Source organism: Streptomyces collinus Tu 365, assembly GCF_000444875.1.
In the GTDB taxonomy this organism is placed as follows: Bacteria; Actinomycetota; Actinomycetes; order Streptomycetales; family Streptomycetaceae; genus Streptomyces; species Streptomyces collinus_A.
Genome location: NC_021985.1, coordinates 520,481 through 541,818 on the forward strand (window position 1 = coordinate 520,481; position 21,338 = coordinate 541,818).

The window sequence follows — 21,338 nt, forward strand, 5'->3', positions numbered from 1 at the left end:
AGGAATCACCGGCACGAACCTTTCCTACCTGACGATCGACTTGTTCTGGATGGTCTCGATCTTGTCGAGCAGACGGATCTCGAGGAGCTCGGTCTGCGCCGTCGCCTCGGCCTCGCCGGGCGCGATCGCTTCCTCGTCCTGTGTGGCGTGGATGTTGTCCTGCACGATCTTTCTCCCTCTTTGTGTTGATCTCTCCCGCGGATGCGGAAGTCCATGGGCGATCGACGCCGTTCCTGCACGTGAGTCGTCACCCCACGGCGGCGAGGCGGGCGCCGGTCATCCCTGCCGCGACCTCGGCGTCGAAGGCGGAACCGGGTTCATTCAGGACAGGTTCAGCAGCAGGTCTGGTACCGGCCCCGGCGCCTCGCGCCGGCTACTGGAAACGATTCGTGACGCCCGCAGCCCGCAACTGCGGTTGTCGGAGGAACGTTCTCTGCATTCAGGGATTCACCTGCCGGACTTCCTACCGGCCCGGCCTGCTCCCACTCTTCACGGCCGTACTTTCCAGGTCCTTTCGGCGTTCTTTCCGCCGACGACGCCCGCGGCCACCCTGTTCAGGGCGGCAAGCAGCCGTCTGTGGAAGCCGGCCACCGAGTCGTCACCAGACACCCTTGCGGATGATGGGCTGAAGACGGGCCTCAGTCCTGTGGCTCCGTCCAGGCGGCCTCCGGGCTGGGCCGTCCTGCCGGGCGGCGGCCGCGCGGCTGCTGTGGTTCGGGCAGCACGGGGGCGGGCGGCAGCGGGCGGTCCACCGGTTCGTCGGCGGTCACGGTCATCGGTTCTCCGTGGTGCAGCACCTGAAGCGGGTCGCCGTCGACCAGTCGGTAGCGTGCTCTGGTCTGATCGATGTCCACGTTCAGCCTGCGTCCGTGCACCGCCACCGTGAACGCCACCCTGGACAACGCCTCGGGCAGGCGCGGAGCGAACCCCAGCAGGTCCGCCCTTCCGTCCTTGAGGTGCCTTTGCAGGCCCCCGAATCCGGCGACCAGCGCGATCCACGTCCCTGCGAGGGAGGCGATGTGCAGTCCGTCGCGGGTGTTGTGCTCCAGGTCGTCCAGGTCCATCAGCGCGGCCTCGCCGAGGTAGGCGTAGGCCAGCCGCAGATGACCCGTCTGCGCGGCGAGCACCGCCTGGCAGGCCGCCGAGAGGGAAGAGTCGCGGACGGTCAGCGCCTCGTAGTAGGCGAAGTTGCGTTCCTTCTCCTGGTCGGTGAACGCATAGGGGCACTCCAACATCGCCAGCACCACGTCGGCTTGCTTGATCACTTGTTTGCGGTACAGATCGAAGTAGGGGTAGTGCAGCATCAGCGGGTAGTTCTCCGGCGGGGTCGCGTCGAAGTCCCAGCGCTGGAAGTGTGTGAACCCGGCCGACTGTTCGTGCACGCCGAGGCTCTCGTTGTACGGCATCGCCATGCGGGCCGCGGCGTCCCGCCAACCGGCGGCCTCCTCGTCGTCGACCCCCAGTTCCTCGGCGCGCTCCCGGTGACGCGTGACCACGTCCGCGGCGGCACGCAGGTTCTGCCGGGCCATCAGATTGGTGTAGAGGTTGTCCCGGGCGATGGCGCTGTACTCGTCCGGTCCGGTGACCCCGTCGATGTGGAACACGCCCTGCGCGTCGTGGTGTCCAAGGGAGCGCCACAAGCGGGCGGTCTCCACGAGCAGGTCGAGTCCCTCGTGGCGCTCGAACTCCTCGTCGCCGGTCATCGCCACGTAGCGGACCGCGGCCATGGCGATGTCGGCGTTGATGTGGAAGGCGGCGGTGCCGGCCGGCCAGTAGGCGGAGCACTCGGCGCCGTCGACCGTCCGCCAGGGGAACACCGCCCCGGCCAGACCCAGTTGGCGGGCGCGTTCCCGGGCCGCCGGGAGCGTGCGGTGGCGCCATCGCAGCGGCGAGGGAACGGTGTCCGGCACGGTGAAGGTCAGCACCGGCAGGACGTAGGACTCGGTGTCCCAGAAGCAGTGTCCGTCGTACCCGGTTCCGGTGAGTCCCTTGGCGGGAATCGCCCGGTTCTCGCCGCGGGCCGCGGCCTGGAGGACGTGGAAGAGGGCGAAGCGTACCGCCTGCTGGATCTGCGCGTCGCCCTCGACCTCGACGTCCGCGCCGGCCCAGAACCGGTCCAGGTAGTCACGCTGGGCCGCGACCAGGCCGTCCCAGCCGGTGCTGATCGCGGCGGCCACCGCGCCGTCCACCTGGTCGTGCACGGCCGGCAGCGACCGCTCCCCCGACCAGCCGTAGGCCACGAACTTGACCAGGCGCAGCGGTCGTCCGGGCACCAGGTCCGCGGTCACCGTCAGACGGCTGACGTCGGGCTCGCACTGCGCGGTCCAACGGGTGCTCTCCGGACCCTCGACGAGGTGGTCGGCCGCAGCCGCGACCCGCAGCCCGCTGACGCCGGTACGGTGCACGAGCCGCAACCGGGTGTCCTGCGCGAAGGACTCCTCGGCCACCAGTGGGGACTCGGTCGCCGCGGCGACGCGCGGATCGCCCTCGACGCGGGGCAGCTGCTCGTTGGCGACCAGCTCGGACTGCACGGCGACCGTGGTCGGACCGTCGAGCGGCTCTACCTCGTACACGATCGCGGCGACCGCGCGCTGGGTGAAGGAGACGAGCCGCTGTGAGGAGATCCGCACCGTACGGCCGTCGGGCGAGACCCATCGCGCCGTCCGGCTGAGGATGCCCGAGCGGAAGTCCAGGGAACGCTCGTGCGCCAGCACTTGCCCGTAGCGCAGGTCGCACGGGTGGTCGTCGACCAGCAGTCGGATGATCTTGCCGTCGGTGACGTTGATCATCGTCTGGCCGGACTCGGGATACCCGAATCCGCCCTCGGCGTAGGGCAACGGGTGCCTCTCGTGGACACCGTTGAGGTACGCACCGGGCAGCCCGTGCGGTTCCCCCTCGTCCAGGTTCCCGCGCCACCCGATGTGCCCATTGGAGAGGGCGAACACCGATTCGCTCTGGGCGAGGACGTCCAGGTTCAGCTCGGTCTCGCGCAGGCTCCACGGCTCGACCGTGAAGCTGGGATGGGTGATCACCGTGCCTCCAGGAGTTCATCCAGGTCGCGGACGACCACATCCGCGCCGTGCGCCCGCAAGTGCTCCGCCTGGCCGACCCCGGCGACCCCCACGACCAGGCCGAACCGTCCCGTCCGCCCCGCTTCGGCACCGGCGAGCGCGTCCTCGAGCACAGCGGCCGCGTCCTCGTCCACCGCCGGCGCACGGCCCGCCGCAACGGTCGCCACCAGGAAGTTGTTCTTCCGGGTGCCGGGCCCGTTCACCGTCTGCGTCCGCGGCTGGCCGTCCGGTGCGCCTTCGGGCAGCCGCACCCCTCGCGCGGCGAGGAAGGTACGCACGCCGTCCTCGCGGGGCCTGCCGTTCACGGACTCGCCGTAGTCGTGAACGGCGTCGAAGGGCACGTACGCCGCCCCCTCGCGTGCCGGGCGCTCGCGGAGACAGTCGTCGAACATCTCCTTCCAGGCAGCCGCGTGCGCCTTCGCAGGCTGGGCGAGCACCCCGTCGGGGTCGAACGGGCAGACACGGACGCGAGCAGGTAGCCCCAGCATGCCGCCGAGGCTAGAAGCCGTCGTCGGACTACGGGACGAAGACACTCCCCCGCACGTGGCAAGGCACCCACTCGGTCCACGCGGCGGTAGTTCGGAGGTGGCGGTGACGGGGGTGCAGGGGGGCCACCGCGGTCCGCTACGGCGACGGCTGGCCCGACCGGGTACGGGCCGGCCGCCCGCCAGGGCGTCGACTTCGTCCTGACGCCTCCGGTGCGCGGTGCAGCTGGCCAGCACACGGGGCATCACCGTCATCGGAACGGCCGGTGAACGCGACATCCGCCGTTGGCGGCAGCTACGGCGAGTACGCCCTGCTCGACGGGCCGGTGGCCAAGCCCGGATCCCTGTCGTGGGAGACGATCCCAGGACCTCCTCCCCCACGACCACGCCGGCGCCCTCGCCGACCGCGTCCACGACACCGGCGGCATCGAGGCCGGGGGTCACGGGAAAGCGGGCCGGGGCGGTGCCGGCCATCAGACCGGCGCGGATCTTCAGGCCGAGTGGGTTGACGGAGGCGGCCCGCACGCCGCCTGGAGCAGGCCGGCTTCGTGCGCCGCCGCCCCTGCGCCACCGCCAAGCGCGCCTCCCTCATCGAACCCACCGCGGCCGGCCACGCCCTGGGCCGGGACAGCACGGCTCGGGGATCACAGGGTCAGCGGGGCAGGCCGATGTACTGGCCCATGGCGGTGGCCGCGTGGGTGAAGAAGGCGGCCGGGTCGGCGGCGACGCCCGCGATATGGCCGTTGACCTCGAAGCCGACCATGCCGTGCAGCTGGGTCCAGACGATCAGCATGCGGGTGATGACCGGGGTGGGCAGGCCGCTCAGCATGCCCTGGGCCAGCGGCTCGATCGTGCGGGCCATGCCCTCGGACAGCTCGGGCGCGGGCACGTGGTCCACGGCGAGTTCGCCTGCCGCCAACGCCTCGCGGACCAGGCCTAGCAGGACCAGGACCGTGCGGGCGCCCGCGGCCATCGTCTCCGGCGGGGCGTCGTAACCGGGCACCGGGCGGCCCCAGATCAGCACGTACTCCTCGGGGTGGGCGAGCGCCCACGCGCGGACGCCCTCGCAGCACGCGACCCAGCGGCCCAGTAAGTCGGCACCGGCCTTCTCCGCCTCGGCCGTGGCCCGCTCCGCGCTGTCGCCCATCGCGTTGTAGGCGGCCAGCACCAGGTCGGTCAACAGGGCGTCCCGATCCGGGAATCGCTCCTCGATCAGGTTCGGGTCGACGCCCGCCGCGCGGGCCAACTCGTCCGGATCCAGGTCGACGCGGTGCCGGGCCGCGAGGCGGCCGCCCGCCTCGGCCTTCAGCCGGGAGACGGCCGCCTCGGGGTTGTCCTTGCGGGGGTCATGGGCTTCGGAAGTCGTCATGATCCAGACCCTGTCAGAGGTTCCGCATCGCGTCGATTACATGGCGGGTAATGCGGCGTGCATGCGGCCAGTTCTGGCCAAGGGGTCACGACACAGGGCCCGTCCTGTCTGACGAGGAATCCTGGGCCGGTTCGCGGTGCCAGCGGCTCAATGCGACGAGGTGGGCTCCGGCCTTCCAGCGAGAGGCGAGTTCGTCGGCCCCGGACCGTTCACGGGACCGGCCGGAGCAGCTGCGCGTGTCACGGTGCCCTACAACCGGCCGGATACGGGATCCGCCGCTGGCGCTTCAGCGAGTGCAGGCACAGGCTCGTGACGCCGTCTTCGCTGTACTCCGGGTAGGCGACGTAGTCCCGCGACGCGCAGGGGCCGTCCGTCGGGTCGACGACGTGGTACTGCGCCTCGGGGTGCGGGGGCGGCGGCGTGCTCAACTGGAGCCTCTCCAGGGGGACAAGTCGGAACGGCACAGCACCCCACTCGGTGAGTTGTGCCGGCATCGGTCCGCACACGCGGCGACCGCATGACCGCCACACCGGCACACGATCACTGGCGTAATGCCGTTCAGGGCTGGAGGAAGGAACAGGTCGGCCGAGGCATCGCCGCGGGCGCCACGAAGACCCGGAAGGCGCAAAAGCCGCCGACGGGGCGATCACGTCCCGCTGGAAGCGGCGGCATTCGTGCGGGCGGTGTCGGTGGCGGTGGTCATCGCACCGAGGAAGCGTTCGACGGTGCCGAGTTCCTCCGGGGTGAAGGCGTCCATGGCGGTGAGCAGTGTGCCGATGGCGGGGCCGAAGAACGACCAGCCCAGGTCGACCGCCCGTGGTTCGACAGTGAGCAGGACCCGCCGGCGGTCGGTGGTGTCGCGTTCGCGGCGGACCAGGCCCAACCGCTCCAGGCGGTCGATGAGGGTGGTGGTACCGGCCGAGTTGAGATGGAGCCGTTCACCGAGCCGGCCGGGTGTCATGGGGCGTTCGGCCCGCGCGGCGTCGAGCAGGGCGATCAGGGCTCGCAGATCGGTGGGATGCAATCCGTGGCGGGCTGCGAACCCCGCGGCCAGCAGGTCGAACTCGACGGTGACCGCGCGCAGTTGATGGACCAGTCGCAGCCGGGGGTCCTGTGGAGTCTCCTCGGTGTTCATTGACGCACCATCCTCTCGCCGGCTTAGTATCTCGCTCAGCGAGAGAATACGTCATCGATCTGCCGAGGAGCCGGCGTGTCCGACACCTATTTCGCCGCCTACGACGCGCTGCTGGCCCGCTGGCCGTCCGGGACCGCAGAGCTGACCGTGCCGACGTCGTACGGCCCGACCCGGGTGCACGCCTACGGCCCGCCGGACGGCCCGCCCCTGGTGTTGCTGCACGGCGGCGGGGCCACCGGCACGGCGTGGTTCGCCAACGCCCCGGCGCTGGGTTCCCGGCACCGGGTCTACGCGGTCGACATCCTCGGTGACGTCGGCCGCAGTGAACGCGCCGGTCTGCCGCTGCGCACGCCCCGGGACCTCACGGCGTGGCTCGACGCCGTGCTCGACGGGCTGAGCCTGCCGGCGGCCGCCCTGTGCGGGCACTCGTACGGCGGCTGGGTGGCCGCCGCATACGCACTGCACGCTCCGCATCGGGTGCAGCGCCTCGCGCTGCTCGACCCGACCCAGGTGTTCGGCGGATACCGGCCGGGCTACCTGCTGCGCGCACTGCGGATGCTGCTGCGGCCCACCGAGCGGCGAGTCGGCGCGTACCTCGACTGGGAAACCGCGGGTACCCGTGTGGACGAGGACTTCAGACGCCTGTACGTACTGGGTGCCACCCTGCGAGGGCGAAGCCGCCCGGTGGTGGGGCGGACGCTGGACCCGGCGCCGCTCACCATGCCGGTGCTGGCGCTGTTCGCCGGGCACAGCCGGGTCCACGACGCCGAAGCGAGGGCCGACCGGGCCCGTCAGCTGCTGCCACAGGCCAAGGTCCACGTGCTGCCGGGGCTGGGGCACCACGCGCTGCCCGTCGCCGGCGCCGCGTCCGTGGACGCGATCGTGCTGGACTTTCTCGGGGCGCCGTCCGCGGAGGGATGAACCTTCCGCGCCGGGCCCGCGTCTTCCTGCGCGACCATCCCCCCACACGCAGGAGAAGAAGCACACCGTGGACGACAAGGCCGCTGAGCGGACCGACGAGCCGAACCACGTCGCGGAGCCCTGGTGGACGGACCTGGGAACATGGGGAGCCGTCGCATTGATCGCTCTCGGAGCCATCGCTACAGCATGGGTCTCTCTCCGGCTGCCCGGCACCCCACGGGAGCCGGCGCTCCGCTACTACGGGGCCGCCAAGCTCATCGCCATCGGGCTGGTAACCGTCGGATGCACCCTGATGAACCGACGCCGTGGCCGGCCCGCGACAAGCGACAGCTCGCACAGGTGCAGAGTGAACGGCACAGGGCGCGCGGAGGGCGGACGACGGCGGTGACGGCGCCGGGTCAGCTGAACGTGTCGCAGTTGGCGACGCGGCCGGAGCGGTAGCCGGTGGAGAACCATTGCCGGCGCTGGCTCGCGGAGCCGTGGGTCCAGGTGTCGGGTGTGACCTTGCCCTGGTAGCGCTGCTGGATACGGTCGTCTCCGACGGCGGCGGCCGCGTCCAGCCCGCGGTTGATGTCGTCCTTCGTCAAGTCGGTGATCAGTGGCTTACCGCTCGTGGGGTCGGGGGTGGTGGTGGCGTGGTGGGCCCACACTCCGGCGTAGCAGTCCGCCTGCAACTCGAGTTTCACCGAGCCGCTGTTCTGGCCCTTTCCGCTGCCGCGGGAGATCGTTCCGCTGAGGTCCTGGATGTGGTGGCCGTATTCGTGCGCGATGACGTAGGCCTCGGCGAACGGGCCGCCCTTGGCGCCGAACTTGCTGCTCAGGTCTTTGAAGAAGTCGAGGTCGAGATAGACCTTGTCGTCGGCTGAGCAGTAGAAGGGGCCGACGTCGGAAGTCGCGTTCCCGCAACCGGTGTTCACACTGCCGGTGAACAGGAACGTGGGGGCCTGCTGGTAGGGCTCGCCGGCGGCCGTCTCCGTCTGCTTCCAGAATGCCTGCACGCTGTCGACCACGGCGACGATCCGGCACTCCTCCTTGCGGTTGGCGTCGACACCGGTCCGGCACTCCGCCGCGAGGTCCGCGGCCGGCTTGCCGGACGAGGACGTGTCGCTGCTGCCCGAGCCGAACATGCCGGGGTCGACACCCAAGAGCACGGACACGACCAGCACCACGAGCCCGACCAGTCCCCCGCCGACGGTCTTCCCGCCGCCCGGGATCCCGCCCAGCGCGCCTCCCCGCCCGTCCGCGACCTCGGACGTGTCCAGAGCAGCATCGTCGTCGAATTGCATACGTTGACCCTCCCTCGAGCAGCGCGCCGGACCACCCCGCGTCGTCCCGCTCGCCTACCCCGTACGAGGGCATCCTCATCCCGTCTTGTTCCTGCTCCGCCTCTTGGAGGAACACGACGGGCGGCCTCCGCAGGTCGGCTGTCGTTCGCGCTCTCCTTCGACGACTTCATCATCACCATTTGCCGTGATGTGGAGATCGGACAGTGTCCAGGCGCTTCGCCATGACCCGCTCCCTGCCCACACCATCGAGCAGGAGGTCGCCGGGCTCACCCGTGTCCGTGAAACCGTGGCGCGCATAGAGCGCGGTCGCCGTGCGGTTGTCCGGCATGACGGACAACCGCAGCGTCTTGGCACCGCGCTCCGCCGCCCACCGCTCGACCGCCTGGATCAGGTGGTCGCCCACGCCCTTGCCGCGAGCCGCGGGATCGACCCACATCGAGATCAACTCCACGTACTCCGCTCCCTCGCCCGGCACTCCGCTGGCCATGCCCACTGGGAGGCCGTCGAGGAGCGCCATGAGATCGTGCGCGCCAGGAATCGACAGACGGGCACGCCAGCGTTCCTCCCGGTCGCCGGCGCCCTGCCACTGAGCCAGCGTCGATCCGAACGCGTAGGGCGCATCAGCGAGCGCGGCCAGTCGCAACTCCCGCCAAAGGGGCCAGTCGTCTGCTTCCAAGGTGCGTAGTTCAAGCATGATTGCGACCCTGCCCGCCCGACGGGGCGCGCGGCAAGGTGATGACGACCTCGCGTTCAGGGTGCGTGAGTGAGCTGTGGACCAGGCTGGAAGGACTTCAGCCGCGTGAGTGCAGTATGCGGCGCATCCGGTCGGCCCGGTCCAGGAGGTTGGTGCGGACGACCGGAACAGCCTGTGCCGCCAGGTCTTCCGCTCGTTCCACGAAGGTCAGGTCGATACCGAACAGCGGGAAGAGGCTTCTGGTGAACACCGTCGCCGGAATGCTCCCGCCGCGGTCGACGGTTGGCAAGAGGTCGAGGTAGGCCTCCCCGTAGGGCCTGAGCATGTCGTCCTGACCGGCGCTCCAGAACAACGTCGCAACTGAGTGGACAAAAGCGAGAGGCACCGCGCGGTCCGTCACCAGCGTCTGCCACACCGTCTCCTTCTCGGCCGCGTCCGGGGTCGCAGCGCTGACCTGAAGCCTGGTGACCCATGCTTCGGGATCCGGGTCGCGGTCGAGCAGAGCGTGTGCCTCGGCTGCGGTCGGACTCCCTAGCTGGGCCTTGCGAACCAGGGCACGCCACTGGAGGTCGATGTCCTCCCCTGCCTCGGTCTGGAGCCACGCGACCTCCTCCGGTTCGGCCGCGGTGCGGGCGAAGCCGCGCAACGCCGCTTTGCGGTAGGCGCCGACGCCGGAGAGGCTGCGGCACACCGCAGCCACTGTTCGCAGCAACTCGTCCCGCTCCGACTCCGGGCTCCACAGATCCGCGGCCTCGACAGCCAAGTTGAGATACGGCTCGACCACCGACGCGGACGTCTCGACAGCGAGTACTCCGGTGAGGCACTGCACGGCTTCGGCTGCTGTCGCTTCGCCGTTGATCAGCATGTCCCAGGCCGTGGTGACGGCGACACCCCGCGCGGTCGCCGTGGGCAGACGGGCGGCGTTGCGAAAGAACGTGTCTCTGGTGGCGGTGTCAGGTCTTGTCGAGGCGAAGGTCAGGTCTTCATCGTTGACCAGGTACAGATCGGCTCCTGCCGGCAGGTCGATCCGGGTTCGCTCCCCTGCTACCTCGACTTCGACGAGTGCCGTGCGCGCGAGACGGTCCCCGGAACGCTCGTAAGCGCCGACGGCAAGCACATGCCGGCGCAGCCGCCCACCCGCACCCTGGGCGATCAGGGCGAACCCGTCTCCGTCGTGGCTGAGAGTCAGCCGGTCGGTGCCCGCTGATTCCAACCATCCCGCGCGCCACTGGTTCAGGTCACGTCCGCTGGCGTCGGCGACCGCGTCGATCAGGTCCTGCAGCGTGGTGTTGCCCCAGGCATGCATGGCGAAGTAGTTGGTCAGCCCCTGGGAGAAGTTCGCCTCGCCGACGTACGTCATCAACTGGTGCAGGACGGACGCGCCCTTGGGGTAGGTGATGGCGTCGAACGTCGCTTCGGCCTCGGCGACGTCGCGGACCTGCTGGCGGATCGGGTGCGTCGCCGGTCCCTGGTCCATGAAATAGGCTTTGAGTTTCTCGCCGGCCAGATGTGCCGTCCAGGCGTCGGTGTACGTCGTCACGCTCACGGCGGCCCAGTTGCTCGCGAACTCCGCGAACGCTTCGTTCAGCCACAGGTCGTCCCACCAGCGCATCGTGACGATGTTGCCGAACCACATGTGCGCGAGTTCGTGCAGCAGGTACCGCGCGAAGATGTCCCACTCCGCTCTGGTCGGCGTGCTCCTGCGCAGGAACCAGTCCATCCAGGTGACGCAGCCGAAGTTCTCCATCGCGCCGGGGTACTCGGGCGTGAAGACCTGGTCGTACTTGTGCTGCGGAAACGGCATGCCGAACTTGTCGGCGAAGAACTCGAGCCCCTGAGTGGTCAGGGTGAACAGTTCCTCGGCGTCCCGGTCCAGGATCGGCGCCAGCGACCGCCGGGCGAAGAGCCCGAGATCATGGCCGGCTCCGCGACGCCGCAACTCGTAGTAAGGACCTGCGTTGATCACCGTGTTGTACGTCGCCAGCGGCGGCGTCGGCGGGAAGGTCCAGCGTCGCACAGAGCCGAGGTCTTCGATCTTCGGGTCACCGCTGTTGCTCAGCACCTGCCAGCCGGCTGGAGCGGTCACCGTGAACGCCCACGGCGCCTTGAGGTCCGGCTGATCGAAACAGGCCCATACGTAGCGGGCATAGTCGGGAGTGAAGTCGGTGTAGAAATACGTCTCGCCGTCGGCGGGATCGACCGCCTTGTGCACGCCCCGGGCATCGGCCGAGCACTCCGCCACGGAGGCCACCGTGAGGACGTTGAGCTCCGCAAGGTCAGTCAGCGTGATCCGGCCCTCGACAGGCGACGCCACCACGACTCCGTTGAGTGTGGCGCTCTCGACCGCCGCCGCACAATCGGCAAAGGTCCCCGCCCCGGGCCGGTGGCACGTGAAGGTGATCGTCGATTCGCACCGGACCCGCGAGCCGGTCATCAGACCCGTGAGGTCGACGGCGACGTCACATCGCTCGACCGTCAGCAGGCTCGCACGCCCCTCGGCCTCGGTCTGGGTCAGACTCCTGCCGCTCATCGCCGTCCCCCTCGAAGATTCGTTCATCGCTACGAACCACCCACCGAACACCAAGAGGCCACCGTGGACCAGGTTCCTTGTCGGTGCGCTTCAAGTCTGCCAGCGGCAGACCACGGCCGATCCGGGCGCGACGATCGCTACATTCCAGTCTCATGGCGACGATTACGACGCGTACGGTCGAGTACCCGGCCGACGGTTTGACGATGATCGGGCACCTCGCGCTCCCGGCCGGTATCGACCGCCGGCCCGCGGTGCTGCTCGGACCGGAGGGCATGGGGCTCAGCGACGTCGAGCGCCGCCGGGCCGATGCTCTCGCCGAGCTGGGATACGCAGTGCTGGCCTTCGACCTCCACGGCGGGCGCTATCTGGGTGACCCCGAGGAGATGCTGTCCCGTTGCATGCCGCTGCTCGCTGATCCCGACCGGATGCGGGGCATCGGCCATGCGGCGCTCGACGTGTTGCGCGCCGAACGGCGGACCGACCCCGACCGGATCGCCGCCGTCGGTTACGGCACCGGGGGCGCCATCGGGCTGGAGCTCGGGCGTGACGGCGTCAGCCTGCGCGCGATCGGGACCGTCAACGCCCTGACCACGGGCCGACCGGGTGAGGCGGCGCGCATCCTCTGCCCGGTGTGGGCCGGGGTCGGGTCGGAAGACCCCATCATGTCAGCCGCGCAACGGAACGCGTTCACCGCTGAGATGCAGGCGGCGGGCGTCGACTGGCGCCTCACGGTGTACGGCGGCGCCTTGCACGCCTTCCACCACCCGCCGGTCGACCACCCCACAGTCCCCGGCGTCGGCTACCACCCACGGCACGCGCGGCGGGCCTGGCGGGATGTCGTCGGCCTGCTCGCCGAGTGCCTGCCCTTGATCCAGTGATCTTGTCAGTCCGAGTTCGGGTGTCCGCCGACCGCCGCGACGCGGCCGGGCCATGGAGGTCGGGTCAGCCGGCGCGCTGCGTCGTCTCTCCGGCCTGAGCGGGTACGGCGGGCAGGGAGATGGTGCAGGAGGCGCAGCGTCGGGCCTGGGCGGGTACCGGGCTGAGGCACTCGGGGCAGTCCCGTTTGGGGGCCTGGACGTCCTGGTGCGGGGCGAGGCGTTCGTGGAGCTTGTTGATCGGGAGCACGACCAGGAAGTACAGGGCGCCGGCGAGGAGGAGGAAGCTGATCGCCGCGTTGACGAAGGCGCCGTAGGGGAACTTGATGGCACCCACGGTGAAGGTCTTGCGACTCATGTCGCCGGTGGCGCCGGTGGCCAGCCCGACGAGCGGTGTCAGGAAGGCGCGGACGAAGCCGTTCACCACGGCGGTGAACGCTGCACCGATGACGATGCCGACGGCCAGGTCGACCACGTTGCCGCGCAGGATGAAACTGCGGAAGCCCTTCACTTTCTGACTCCTAAGAGGCTCTTGACGTCGACGAGCGGCACCGAAAGTGCGGTAAGCCCACTCCTTTTCACCACCTCTGATGCCCTGCCACCCCTCCCCCATGCCGGATCCGCCGCACGGCGCGGTACGTACGGGTTCAGCAAGGGCGTGACGACGGCAGACCATCCTTGACCTGCTGCTCCGGCAGGTGCGCTGCGACCGCTGAGCGTCGAGGTCAGCCGCTGGCGACTGCCGGGCCGGCCGGACCGGGGAGCGTCTGCTGAGCGTGGGGGCAGGGCGTGGCGGAAGTGGTTGTGGGAATGCGCATCCGACGCAGGAGACCACGGGTGGTGCGCTTGTGCAGCGTGCTGCGCCAGGTCAGTCCCGGGTGGCGGGACCGCAGGTGTGACAGCGCGCGGGTGCCCAGACCGGTGCTGTGGAAGCGCTCGTCGATGACGACGGCGGTGATGACGCCCTGGGCGCAGTCGGTGCAGATCCGGTACCGGACGTCGCCGACGACCTGGCGGGTGTGCACGAGGAGCAGGCACTCGTCGCCCGGGCCGGGGTCGTCCGGGATGTGCGTGGACAGGAAATCGATTGCCCGGTACGCGAGGGCGCGGCGGCGCAGGCGGCCGGTGCGCCGACCTCGGTGTGAGTGTTTGGCGCCGCCGTGACCGGGCGGCGATGTCTCGGCTGTGGCGGCCTGGCCGAGGAGACTGCTGCTGGCGGGACGCGCATGTAGTCCGTGCATGACGTCTCGAGTGCCCGAACAGCCGACGGCTACCCCTCCAGCGCGTGGGCGCCCGGCCCGGGCCGTTCTGGCGTGCGAAAACCGCACATACGGCATACGACTGCCGTGAAGGCCCATCGGGCAGCCGCGGCCCGGGACGGCTCGGCGCTGGGCGCCAGCTCGGCTACCGGGACAGCGGTAGCCGCCGTGCCCGTGGGAATGCTGGGATACCACCACGGGCACAACCTTCCCCCCGTGTCAGGAGCAAGCCGATGACTCCTCCTGCTGCACGCCACCCGGCGCTGTCGGCTCGGTCATGGCACACATGACCCTGAGCGCCACAGGCGCGGCCCACCCCGACATGGTCTGGCAGCGCTACGCCGACGTCGACCGGTGGGCGACCTGGTCGCCCCAGATCAAGGCGGTCCACTCTGTGGGCCGCCGCCTCGGTCCCGGCCTGAGCGGTACGGTCCAAGGACTCGGCGGCGTCCGTGCCGCCTTCGTCGTGGAGGCGGTCGACCACGACCGCCGCACCTGGACCTGGCGGGTACGCCTGGGCCGCATCCGGATCCGGCTGCACCACGAGGTGAGGCCACAAGGCCGCGGCAGCACCACGAGCCTGAAGATGCACGGCCCGCGGCTCGTGCTGCTGGCCTACGCGCCCCTCGCCCGTCTCGCTCTCCACCGCCTCGTGCAGCCCTGACCTCACCGCCCGGCTACCGGGGTCCGTCCGGCTGGTACGTCGAGCAGGAGCCATGCGCAGCGGCCCCACAGGCAGGAGGAGCAGGGTTCCACTGCTGGGCCTGCGGGGCCGGTGCATCACTCACCTACCCCGCGGCGCGTCCGATACGCCCGATCTCTCCCCACCATGCGCGCAAGAAACCTTGTTACGCGAGTGGGGCCCGGCCGTATCCGGCCGAGCCCCATCACCTCACGCGCGCGGCGCGCTCTTCGCGCCTTGTGTCTGTCGTCTACCAGCGGTACCAGCGGCCCTTGCGGCCGCCGCTGTCCGCGGTGCGGACGACGAAGCCCAGCAGCCACACGACGAGCACGATCACCGCGATCCACCACAGCGCCTTCAGCGCGAAACCCGCACCGAAGAGGATCAGAGCCAGCAGAAGAACCAGAAGCAGGGGAACCATAGCTATCAACCTCCTGGCCACCGAATGCCCTCACCCGTTGCCCACAAGCCCACAAAGTAGGAGTTACTTCCGCGACACGCGGGGCATATTCACAGGCTGCGCTCCGTGCATCGTTCCCCCCGGCCGCGCACCCGGGGAGGGAAAACGATCATCAACCAGGTTCCGCGCGCTGGGAGGCGGGGCAGGTTCCTGGTACCCATGGCTGCCGGGTGCGACAGGCTGAGGGCAGCTCGTCTCGATCCGGCGGCGGGCCAAGACGACGATGTTCCGTGCCCGTAGTACGGCCGCCGGTCAGAGGCGGCTCATCGTGCGCCGCGAGCGCGGCGCGGCGCTGCCCCTGACACCCACGTGCAGCCGGGCGCGCCGCCCGCGCCCGGCCCCGAGCGCAGACAGGAGGCCGCAAGTGACCGCCCTGCCCCAGGGCCGCGACTGGACCCGGATGAAGCGCGCCGACTTCGACGACTCCGCTCCGCTCAACCTGGTCGACGCGGCCGTATGCCGGCCGGTGCCCGCCGAGCCCGACGAGTGCGGGACCCAACCGCTGTTCGGGAAGGACCCGAAGCCCCCGCGTCCCCGTCGCCCCCGCACGCCGGCCCCAGCACCCACCGAGGTCTCCGAGAACACCGACACCTTGTTCTGAACCGGCCCCCAGGAACCGACACCCTGAGCAGCTTCACGAACTGCCGTGCTTCGTGGCAGTCGCCGACGACGCCAAGTCGTTCGACCTTTAACACCCGACCGTTCGGCGGTTGTTGCCGACTGTTTTCTGAGTATTGGCTCTGCCGGGACCGCCGCATCCTCCACGCGAAGCGTCAGCGTATCCGAGAAACCGGCATTCCGGGCCTGCCGGGTGAGGTTTCCCAGTCAGTGAACTCGCCATGCGATGACACATGGAGGACCGGAACGAGCCAGGGGGAAATGAGAACCGGCCATTCCACGGAACGGAGTACTTCGCTCCCTCGGCGCGGTGAAATCCGGGGTGTGCCGACCCCTTACATCCGGACATACCTGAATTGCCTTCTCCAAACGAACACGAGATCGGTGCAGTCTCGTAGTTGACACGTGTGGCATCGGCTCGTGACCATGCAGTGCGGATCACGGCGCATGATCCACCCGGTCCTGAAACGAGGGGCGTACGAGCGAGTGTTCTCCTCGCCCGCTCCGTCATCCAGATCCGCCCCACCGGAGGAAATTCCAGGCTCAAGGAAGGAATCCGACAGCGCCCCTCGCCCAGCAGCGACTTTCCCGCCGCGGGCTCCTTCTCTGCCCGGCAGAGACGGTGTGCGGGCGACCTGGCCGGAGAGATTCATTTCGCCGTCATATCCGTCACCCAATCAGGACACCCGCGATTCCGTGTGCCCGGACGCGTGGTGACGAAGGAGTGAGTACATGACGTTCAATGCCCTGATGGGCACGTCCCCGAACGGCGACGAACTGCCACGGGCCGGCGCCACCGCACGGCTCCACACCGTGATCAGCGGCCACTGGTCCTCGGACGCCCTGCTGCGCCTGCGCCTGAGGCGATGGCCGGACCCGGCGGAACCGCATCCGGCGGGCCATGAGGTGGTCGCTCTCGACGACGGCGGCTACGCGCACACCGTGGACGCCGGCACCGGCTTCGTCACGGTGCAGTTCACGCCCGAGCCGGACTCCGCGCCGCACGCGCTGGAGCACAGCGATCCGCCGACCCCCCGCTGGCGCGCAGCCGTGCTGACGGAGAGCGTCCGCCCGGACGATCCGGGGCCGGCCGCGGTCGCCCGGGCGCTGGCCGAGGCCCTGCGGAGCGAAGGCGCCGCCTTCAGCGAGACCGAGGTGGCGACGCTGTGGGAGGCGATGCCGCTGCTGCGTCGGTACGCCACCGAGGACAGCGCCCTCGCCGACTGGGCGCTGATATTCCGCGACCACTACGTGGAGAACAGCGTCGGCTTCCTGCTGGCCGCCGAACGGGCGGGGTTCGCACCGCAGTGGATCTACGCGCTGGACAAGGGCGACAAGACGTTACGACGGGACCGCGTGCACGGGTGGTTCCTGTCCCGGGGCTACCGCAGCGCCACCCTCGACAACTCCGTCGTGAACGGCACCGCCACCGACGAGGAAGTGCGCCGGGCGCGCGAGGTGGGCTCCGACGTGGACGCCTTTATCCGCGCGGCGCACGCCGAAGGCCGTCGCGTTCTCATGGTCGACGACGGCGGCATCATCGCGCTCGGCTCCGCACACGAACGCCTGGTCACCGAACAGCCGGACGCGGCGCTGGAGTTGACCGTCAGCGGGCTCAAACGAATATCGGCGGCGACCGACATGCGCCTGCCCGTCCTCAACATGGCGCGCTCCGAGGTCAAGACGCACCTGGCGTACAACGAGATCGCCGACTCGTGCGTGCGGCGACTGCGCGCCATCGTGCCGGGGGCGAAGTTCGTGGGCCGGCGGGTGCTGTCCCTGGGCTTCGGCACCCTCGGCGCCCGGGTCGCGAGGGCCCTGCGCGCCATCGGGTGCCGGGTCACGGTCGTGGACACCGACACACTCGCCCTCGTACGCGCCGCCGAGGAGGGCTTCGACACCAGCCGCTCGGCCCACGAGGCGCTGCGGCACACCCGCCCCTTCCTGATCGTCGGGACCACCGGCGAGGACGCGCTGACCGAGGCCGACCTGGCGCTGCTGCCCGACGGCGTGCTTCTGGCCGGCTTCGCCACCCGGGACTTCAGCCTGCTCAGCGAGCGTCGCGTCGCCACGGCGGCGTCGGACGTCCCCGGCGTGGGGGTGCGCTACACGCTGCCCGGGCGCCGCTCCGCCGTCCTCCTCGGCGACGGCCGGTCCCTGAACCTCTACACCTACGAGGGCATACCCAACCGGGGCTATGACGCCTACCGCGCCGCCACCCTGGTCACCGCCAAACACCTGTGCCGGTCCGCCGCGGACCTCGCGCCCGGCATCCACCTCGGAGTCGTGGACGAAGTCGTGCGCGAAGCGGGGCTGTTCGACGCCTACTACGACACGTATCTCGCCGACACGGTCCAGCCGCCCGAGGGCGTCGTCGAGGGCGGCGTCGAGGACGGTGGGGGCGCACATGAGTGACCTGCCCCGCGTGTGCGTCGTCGGCTACGGAGTGGCCGGCAAACTGCACCACCGCCTGCTGGAGGCCGCCGGTCTGCGCGTGTGCACCGTGGACCCGGCCCTGACCGGCGTACCCGGAGGCTTTTACCGCCACCGACCCGTGGAGCACAGTGCGACGGTGCGGGACACGGCGGGCCCCGTGCACCTGTGGTCGCTCTGCACACCCACCCAGGTGCATGTCGACGTCCTGGCGGAGGTCCTGAAGCGCGACCCGCGGGCCCGCGTCATCATGGAGAAGCCGGCCTGCCGGGCGCAGGACGTGCCCCGTCTCCTGGATCTGCTGGAGCGGCATCCCGGAGCGCGCGTGGTCGTGATGAACCAGTACCGGCACGCCCACGCGCTGCGGCTGCTGGACGACCTGAGGCGGCACCACATGCCGGACCAGCCGGTGACGGCGGTGCGCGTCGCCTTCAGCAAGGACCGGCGAGCCGACATGGAGGCGGGCCGGTTCGTCGACCGTGACCACGGCGTCTTCGGCTACGAGTGGCCGCACATGCTGGCGGTGGCGAGCCGGCTGCTGCCGCCCGACACCTACCGTGACTACGTCGAGAGCCCTGTCGAGGACGTACGCGGCGTCGTTCACGAGGACTACTTCGTCACGGCCGCGCGGGAACGCGCCGTGGTGGCGGACGGCGTGGAGCTGGAACTGTACTCGTCGGTCGTCGGCGACGCGCCCGACGACACCGGTGTGCCCGACTGGGCCCGTCCCTTCGGCCACTCCACCGGCGGCCGACGACGACTCGCCCAACTCCAGGTCGGGCCCGCGCTGTTCACGGCGGAGATGGACCCCGTGGCACTGCCGGACGGTGGCCGGCTGCCCGGCAACACCCACCGGCTGACGGCCCAGCTTCCCGGCGGCTGCCAGGAGACGCTGGTGAACGACTCCCCCATGGACAACGCCCTGCGCACCGCGGTCGCCCGGCTGCTCGGCGACCTCCCCCTGCCTCCGGTCGACCTGCGGCCGGTGCACCGCATCAACGCCCTGGCGGACCAGTTCCGGCACGCCCGCGAGACCGCCACCGCGGCCGCGGCCGGACAGCTGAGCGGAGGCCCCGTATGAGCAGGCTCCGCTTCGGCGTCATCGGCTGCGGTGTGATCGGCGGTCTGCACGCCCGGGTGCTCAGCGGCTACGCGCCGCTCGCCGAACGGGCGCGACTCGTCGCCGTCGCGTCGCCGTCGCCCCAGCGCGCGCGACGGCTGGCCGAGGAGACCGGCAGCGAGGCGACGGACGTCGCCGCCCTGCTCGACCGCTCTGATATCGATGTCATCAGCGTCTGCACCCCCAGTGGCCTGCACGCCGAGCTGGGGCTGCGGGCACTGGCCGCGGGCAAGCACGTCGTCGTGGAGAAACCCGTCGAGGTGACCGCCGAGGCGGCGGACCGGCTGATCGCCGGCGCACGACAGGCCGGACGTGCCCTGGCCGTCATCAGCCAGCGCCGCTTCGACCCCGCCTCCCGCATGCTGCGTTCCGCCCTGGACGCCGGGGAGTTCGGGACGCTGACGTCCGGGCTCGTGGAAGTCCCCTTGTGGCGCGGCCAGTCCTACTACGACTCGGGCGACTGGCGCGGCAGCCGGGCCCTGGACGGAGGAGGTGCGCTACTCAACCAAGGGGTGCACGCCGTCGACCTCGTCCAGTGGCTGATGGGCCCGGTCGTCGAGGTCGCCGCGCACACCGCCCTCAAGGGGCACCATGGCATCGAGGTCGAGGACGTCGTCACCGCGAGCCTGCGGCATGCCGGCGGCGCCCTGACGTCCCTGCTGGCGACGACCGCGGCGTACCCCGGGCGCACCACGCGCCTGACGGTGCACGGCGACCGGGGAAGCGCCGTGATCGACAACGACGAACTCACCTGGTTCCACGCCGCCGGACCCGAGGACGACACCTCCGCCTACGGTGCCTACGGAGCGGGCAACCAGGCCGCCGAGCGCCGTCCGGCCCCTGTCGCCGAGCAGCGGGACGCCAGCGGTCTGCTCCCCTCACCGCACGGCGACCAACTCCTCGACTTCTGCGACGCGGTCACCGAGGGCCGGCCCCCCGCCGTCGACGGCGAGGAGGGCCGCAGGGCCCTGCGGACGGTGCTCGCCGTGTACGAGGCGGCGCGCACCGGCGCCGTCGTACAGGTCGCACCCGCCCCTGAGACGTCACCCGCCCCATCCGCCCCCATGACCCCGGAGCCGGCATGACCAGTGTGAGTTTCGTCGTCGCCGACGACGAGTTCGAGCGTGACTTCCTGCAACTTCCCCTGGACGTGGCCAACGCGGCCGCTCTGCTGGGGCGGGACGGGGTGGACGTCGTCGTCTGGGACCGTCGCCTGAGCGACGAGGCACCCCGCGTCGGCACGGTCGACGTGGCCGTCGTGGTGACGGCGATCGCGGACCGCGCCCAGTGCTACCCCCTCGATCTGGGCCCGGTGCGCACCGCCGTGGAGCAGGTGCGGCGGACCTGGCCGGAGGCCACCGTCCTCGCCGTCGGCCCGCACGCCACCCAACTGCCCACGGCCACGCTGCGCGAGCTGGGCGTGGACCACGTGGCGCGCGGCGAGGCGGACGCGGCGGCGGTGCACGGCGTACGGGACCTGCTGAGCGGCAGGCCGGTGCTGGGCGAGCTGCCGCTGAGCGGGACGTACCCACCGCTGGACTTCGACGGGGCGCCCCTGCCCGCCTACGACCTGCTGGACCTGACCGCCTACACGGCCGAGACGTTCACCGGCGGGCGGGTCAGGCGCGGGCCGTGCGGCATGGTGCTGGGCGTGCGGGGCTGCACCTACGGATGCACCTTCTGCCACCTGCCGTTCGGCACGCGGATGCGCCCCGAGCCCGTGGAGCGCACGCTCGCGGAGATCGAGGCGATGCGCGAACGCGGCGTGGACTCGCTGTTCTTCCTCGACTACGTCTTCGGTCTGCACCCGACTTTCTACAAGGAGCTGTGCACCGGACTCGTCGGAGGCGGCCTGGGCTGGAGCGGGCAGAGCCGGGCGGAGGTGGTTCTGCGCCAGGACGTGGACCTGTGGGCCGCCGCGGGATGCAACGGTATGTGGCTGGGCGCCGAGTCGCCGGCCGTGGCGGAGACCGGCGTCGGCAAACGTGTCCCGGCGGAGAAGATCGACGCGGCGATCCGCCGGCTCTCGACGGCCGGCATCACCCCGTTCGCGTTCATCCTGCTGGGCCTGCCCGGCGACCCGGCCTGCCTGAGCGGCGAAGTGGTCGACTGGGCCGCCTCACTGCCGGGATACTTCGGGCTCAACCAGCTCTTCCTGCGCCCCGGCACCCCGCTCTACGACGAACTGGCGGCCGACTACAACGACGGTACGAAGCCGACGACTTGGGCCGAGGTGGAGGCGGTGACGCGGCGCTATCGGGAGCGCTATCCGGTCAGCCTCGACGACCTGTGGCAGCGGCTCGTCAAGCTGCCGAACTACATCGGCAACGCGATGGCCGCCGTATGAGCACCGGTCGCCTCGTAGCCGGCGACGGCCCGGTGCACCGCGCCGGGCCCCGC

The 21,338-nt window shown here is 70.5% G+C and carries 19 protein-coding genes and 1 pseudogene; 9 read left to right on the top strand and 11 right to left on the bottom strand.

What is annotated here, in order from left to right; translation table 11 throughout:
* Positions 1-24 precede the first annotated feature (24 nt).
* The 6 genes and pseudogenes from B446_RS39155 to B446_RS01835 all read right to left on the bottom strand — a co-directional run bounded on the left by B446_RS39155 (position 25) and on the right by B446_RS01835 (position 6,060).
* Entirely contained in the window at positions 25-165 is a 141-nt protein-coding gene (locus tag B446_RS39155) for a hypothetical protein (protein WP_158506733.1), read from the bottom strand.
* A 473-nt stretch (positions 166-638) separates the two neighbouring features.
* Positions 639-3,032, bottom strand: a complete 2,394-nt coding sequence (locus tag B446_RS01815; protein ID WP_020937688.1) for a glycoside hydrolase family 65 protein — start codon at positions 3,030-3,032, stop codon at positions 639-641.
* Entirely contained in the window at positions 3,029-3,559 is a 531-nt protein-coding gene (locus B446_RS01820; protein ID WP_043474535.1) for a hypothetical protein, read from the bottom strand. The genes B446_RS01815 and B446_RS01820 overlap by 4 nt, the downstream gene beginning before the upstream one ends.
* Positions 3,560-3,979: 420 nt before the next feature.
* A pseudogene (locus tag B446_RS41065) lies at positions 3,980-4,030 on the bottom strand (hypothetical protein); the annotation flags it as partial.
* A gap of 178 nt (positions 4,031-4,208) precedes the next feature.
* Positions 4,209-4,925, bottom strand: coding sequence for a TetR-like C-terminal domain-containing protein (locus tag B446_RS01825; protein WP_020937690.1), 717 nt, complete (start codon positions 4,923-4,925; stop codon positions 4,209-4,211).
* Between the two features lie 646 nt (positions 4,926-5,571).
* Positions 5,572-6,060, bottom strand: coding sequence for a MarR family winged helix-turn-helix transcriptional regulator (locus tag B446_RS01835; protein WP_020937692.1), 489 nt, complete (start codon positions 6,058-6,060; stop codon positions 5,572-5,574).
* Positions 6,061-6,135: 75 nt separating this feature from the next.
* Here B446_RS01835 and B446_RS01840 point away from each other — a divergent pair, with 75 nt between their 5' ends.
* Positions 6,136-6,981, top strand: coding sequence for an alpha/beta fold hydrolase (locus B446_RS01840; RefSeq protein ID WP_020937693.1), 846 nt, complete (start codon positions 6,136-6,138; stop codon positions 6,979-6,981).
* Positions 6,982-7,379: 398 nt separating this feature from the next.
* Here the strand turns inward: B446_RS01840 and B446_RS01845 are convergent, their stop codons facing one another.
* The 3 genes from B446_RS01845 to pepN form a co-directional block, all read right to left on the bottom strand.
* The gene (locus B446_RS01845) at positions 7,380-8,267 is read right to left on the bottom strand and encodes a neutral zinc metallopeptidase (protein ID WP_020937694.1); all 888 of its coding nucleotides are present in this window, start codon (positions 8,265-8,267) and stop codon (positions 7,380-7,382) included.
* Between the two features lie 172 nt (positions 8,268-8,439).
* Positions 8,440-8,961, bottom strand: coding sequence for a GNAT family N-acetyltransferase (locus B446_RS01850; RefSeq protein ID WP_020937695.1), 522 nt, complete (start codon positions 8,959-8,961; stop codon positions 8,440-8,442).
* Positions 8,962-9,058: 97 nt separating this feature from the next.
* Positions 9,059-11,491, bottom strand: coding sequence for an aminopeptidase N (pepN, locus tag B446_RS01855; protein WP_043477272.1), 2,433 nt, complete (start codon positions 11,489-11,491; stop codon positions 9,059-9,061).
* Positions 11,492-11,643: 152 nt separating this feature from the next.
* Between pepN and B446_RS01860 the strand changes: the two genes are divergently transcribed.
* Entirely contained in the window at positions 11,644-12,369 is a 726-nt protein-coding gene (locus B446_RS01860) for a dienelactone hydrolase family protein (protein ID WP_043474541.1), read from the top strand.
* Positions 12,370-12,433: 64 nt separating this feature from the next.
* Here the strand turns inward: B446_RS01860 and mscL are convergent, their stop codons facing one another.
* Entirely contained in the window at positions 12,434-12,877 is a 444-nt protein-coding gene (gene mscL, locus B446_RS01865) for a large conductance mechanosensitive channel protein MscL (protein WP_020937698.1), read from the bottom strand.
* Positions 12,878-13,292: 415 nt separating this feature from the next.
* On the opposite strand from mscL, the gene B446_RS39160 reads away from it, so the two are divergent.
* Both B446_RS39160 and B446_RS01875 read left to right on the top strand, forming a co-directional pair.
* Positions 13,293-13,511: a hypothetical protein gene (locus B446_RS39160; protein WP_158506735.1), complete on the top strand. Its 219-nt coding sequence runs from the start codon at positions 13,293-13,295 to the stop codon at positions 13,509-13,511.
* A 391-nt stretch (positions 13,512-13,902) separates the two neighbouring features.
* Positions 13,903-14,289, top strand: coding sequence for an SRPBCC family protein (locus tag B446_RS01875; RefSeq protein ID WP_237751113.1), 387 nt, complete (start codon positions 13,903-13,905; stop codon positions 14,287-14,289).
* A gap of 268 nt (positions 14,290-14,557) precedes the next feature.
* Here the strand turns inward: B446_RS01875 and B446_RS01880 are convergent, their stop codons facing one another.
* Positions 14,558-14,728 (bottom strand): DUF5670 family protein, encoded by a 171-nt coding sequence (locus tag B446_RS01880; protein ID WP_011113206.1) that lies wholly within the window; start codon positions 14,726-14,728, stop codon positions 14,558-14,560.
* A 403-nt stretch (positions 14,729-15,131) separates the two neighbouring features.
* On the opposite strand from B446_RS01880, the gene B446_RS01885 reads away from it, so the two are divergent.
* The 5 genes from B446_RS01885 (at position 15,132) to B446_RS01905 (ending at position 21,285) form a co-directional block, all read left to right on the top strand.
* Positions 15,132-15,368: a hypothetical protein gene (locus tag B446_RS01885; protein ID WP_020937701.1), complete on the top strand. Its 237-nt coding sequence runs from the start codon at positions 15,132-15,134 to the stop codon at positions 15,366-15,368.
* 749 nt (positions 15,369-16,117) lie between these two features.
* The gene (locus B446_RS01890) at positions 16,118-17,800 is read left to right on the top strand and encodes a hypothetical protein (RefSeq protein ID WP_020937702.1); all 1,683 of its coding nucleotides are present in this window, start codon (positions 16,118-16,120) and stop codon (positions 17,798-17,800) included.
* Complete coding sequence (locus B446_RS01895; RefSeq protein WP_020937703.1) at positions 17,793-18,899, top strand: hypothetical protein; 1,107 nt, start codon at positions 17,793-17,795, stop codon at positions 18,897-18,899. The genes B446_RS01890 and B446_RS01895 overlap by 8 nt, the downstream gene beginning before the upstream one ends.
* On the top strand, positions 18,896-20,023 hold the full coding sequence (locus tag B446_RS01900; protein WP_020937704.1) for a Gfo/Idh/MocA family protein: 1,128 nt from the start codon (positions 18,896-18,898) through the stop codon (positions 20,021-20,023). The genes B446_RS01895 and B446_RS01900 overlap by 4 nt, the downstream gene beginning before the upstream one ends.
* Positions 20,020-21,285: a B12-binding domain-containing radical SAM protein gene (locus B446_RS01905; protein WP_020937705.1), complete on the top strand. Its 1,266-nt coding sequence runs from the start codon at positions 20,020-20,022 to the stop codon at positions 21,283-21,285. The genes B446_RS01900 and B446_RS01905 overlap by 4 nt, the downstream gene beginning before the upstream one ends.
* Positions 21,286-21,338 lie beyond the last annotated feature (53 nt).

Excerpts from the sequence above, each read along its gene's own strand:
- B446_RS01820 (WP_043474535.1), bottom strand. The coding sequence starts at position 3,559 with ATGCTGGGGCTACCTGCTCGCGTCCGTGTCTGCCCGTTCGACCCCGAC.
- B446_RS01825 (WP_020937690.1), bottom strand. The coding sequence starts at position 4,925 with ATGACGACTTCCGAAGCCCATGACCCCCGCAAGGACAACCCCGAGGCG.
- B446_RS01835 (WP_020937692.1), bottom strand. The coding sequence starts at position 6,060 with ATGAACACCGAGGAGACTCCACAGGACCCCCGGCTGCGACTGGTCCAT.
- B446_RS01845 (WP_020937694.1), bottom strand. The coding sequence starts at position 8,267 with ATGCAATTCGACGACGATGCTGCTCTGGACACGTCCGAGGTCGCGGAC.
- B446_RS01850 (WP_020937695.1), bottom strand. The coding sequence starts at position 8,961 with ATGCTTGAACTACGCACCTTGGAAGCAGACGACTGGCCCCTTTGGCGG.
- pepN (WP_043477272.1), bottom strand. The coding sequence starts at position 11,491 with ATGAGCGGCAGGAGTCTGACCCAGACCGAGGCCGAGGGGCGTGCGAGC.
- B446_RS01860 (WP_043474541.1), top strand. The coding sequence starts at position 11,644 with ATGGCGACGATTACGACGCGTACGGTCGAGTACCCGGCCGACGGTTTG.
- B446_RS01875 (WP_237751113.1), top strand. The coding sequence starts at position 13,903 with ATGGCACACATGACCCTGAGCGCCACAGGCGCGGCCCACCCCGACATG.
- B446_RS01880 (WP_011113206.1), bottom strand. The coding sequence starts at position 14,728 with ATGGTTCCCCTGCTTCTGGTTCTTCTGCTGGCTCTGATCCTCTTCGGT.
- B446_RS01890 (WP_020937702.1), top strand. The coding sequence starts at position 16,118 with ATGACGTTCAATGCCCTGATGGGCACGTCCCCGAACGGCGACGAACTG.
- B446_RS01895 (WP_020937703.1), top strand. The coding sequence starts at position 17,793 with ATGAGTGACCTGCCCCGCGTGTGCGTCGTCGGCTACGGAGTGGCCGGC.
- B446_RS01900 (WP_020937704.1), top strand. The coding sequence starts at position 18,896 with ATGAGCAGGCTCCGCTTCGGCGTCATCGGCTGCGGTGTGATCGGCGGT.
- B446_RS01905 (WP_020937705.1), top strand. The coding sequence starts at position 20,020 with ATGACCAGTGTGAGTTTCGTCGTCGCCGACGACGAGTTCGAGCGTGAC.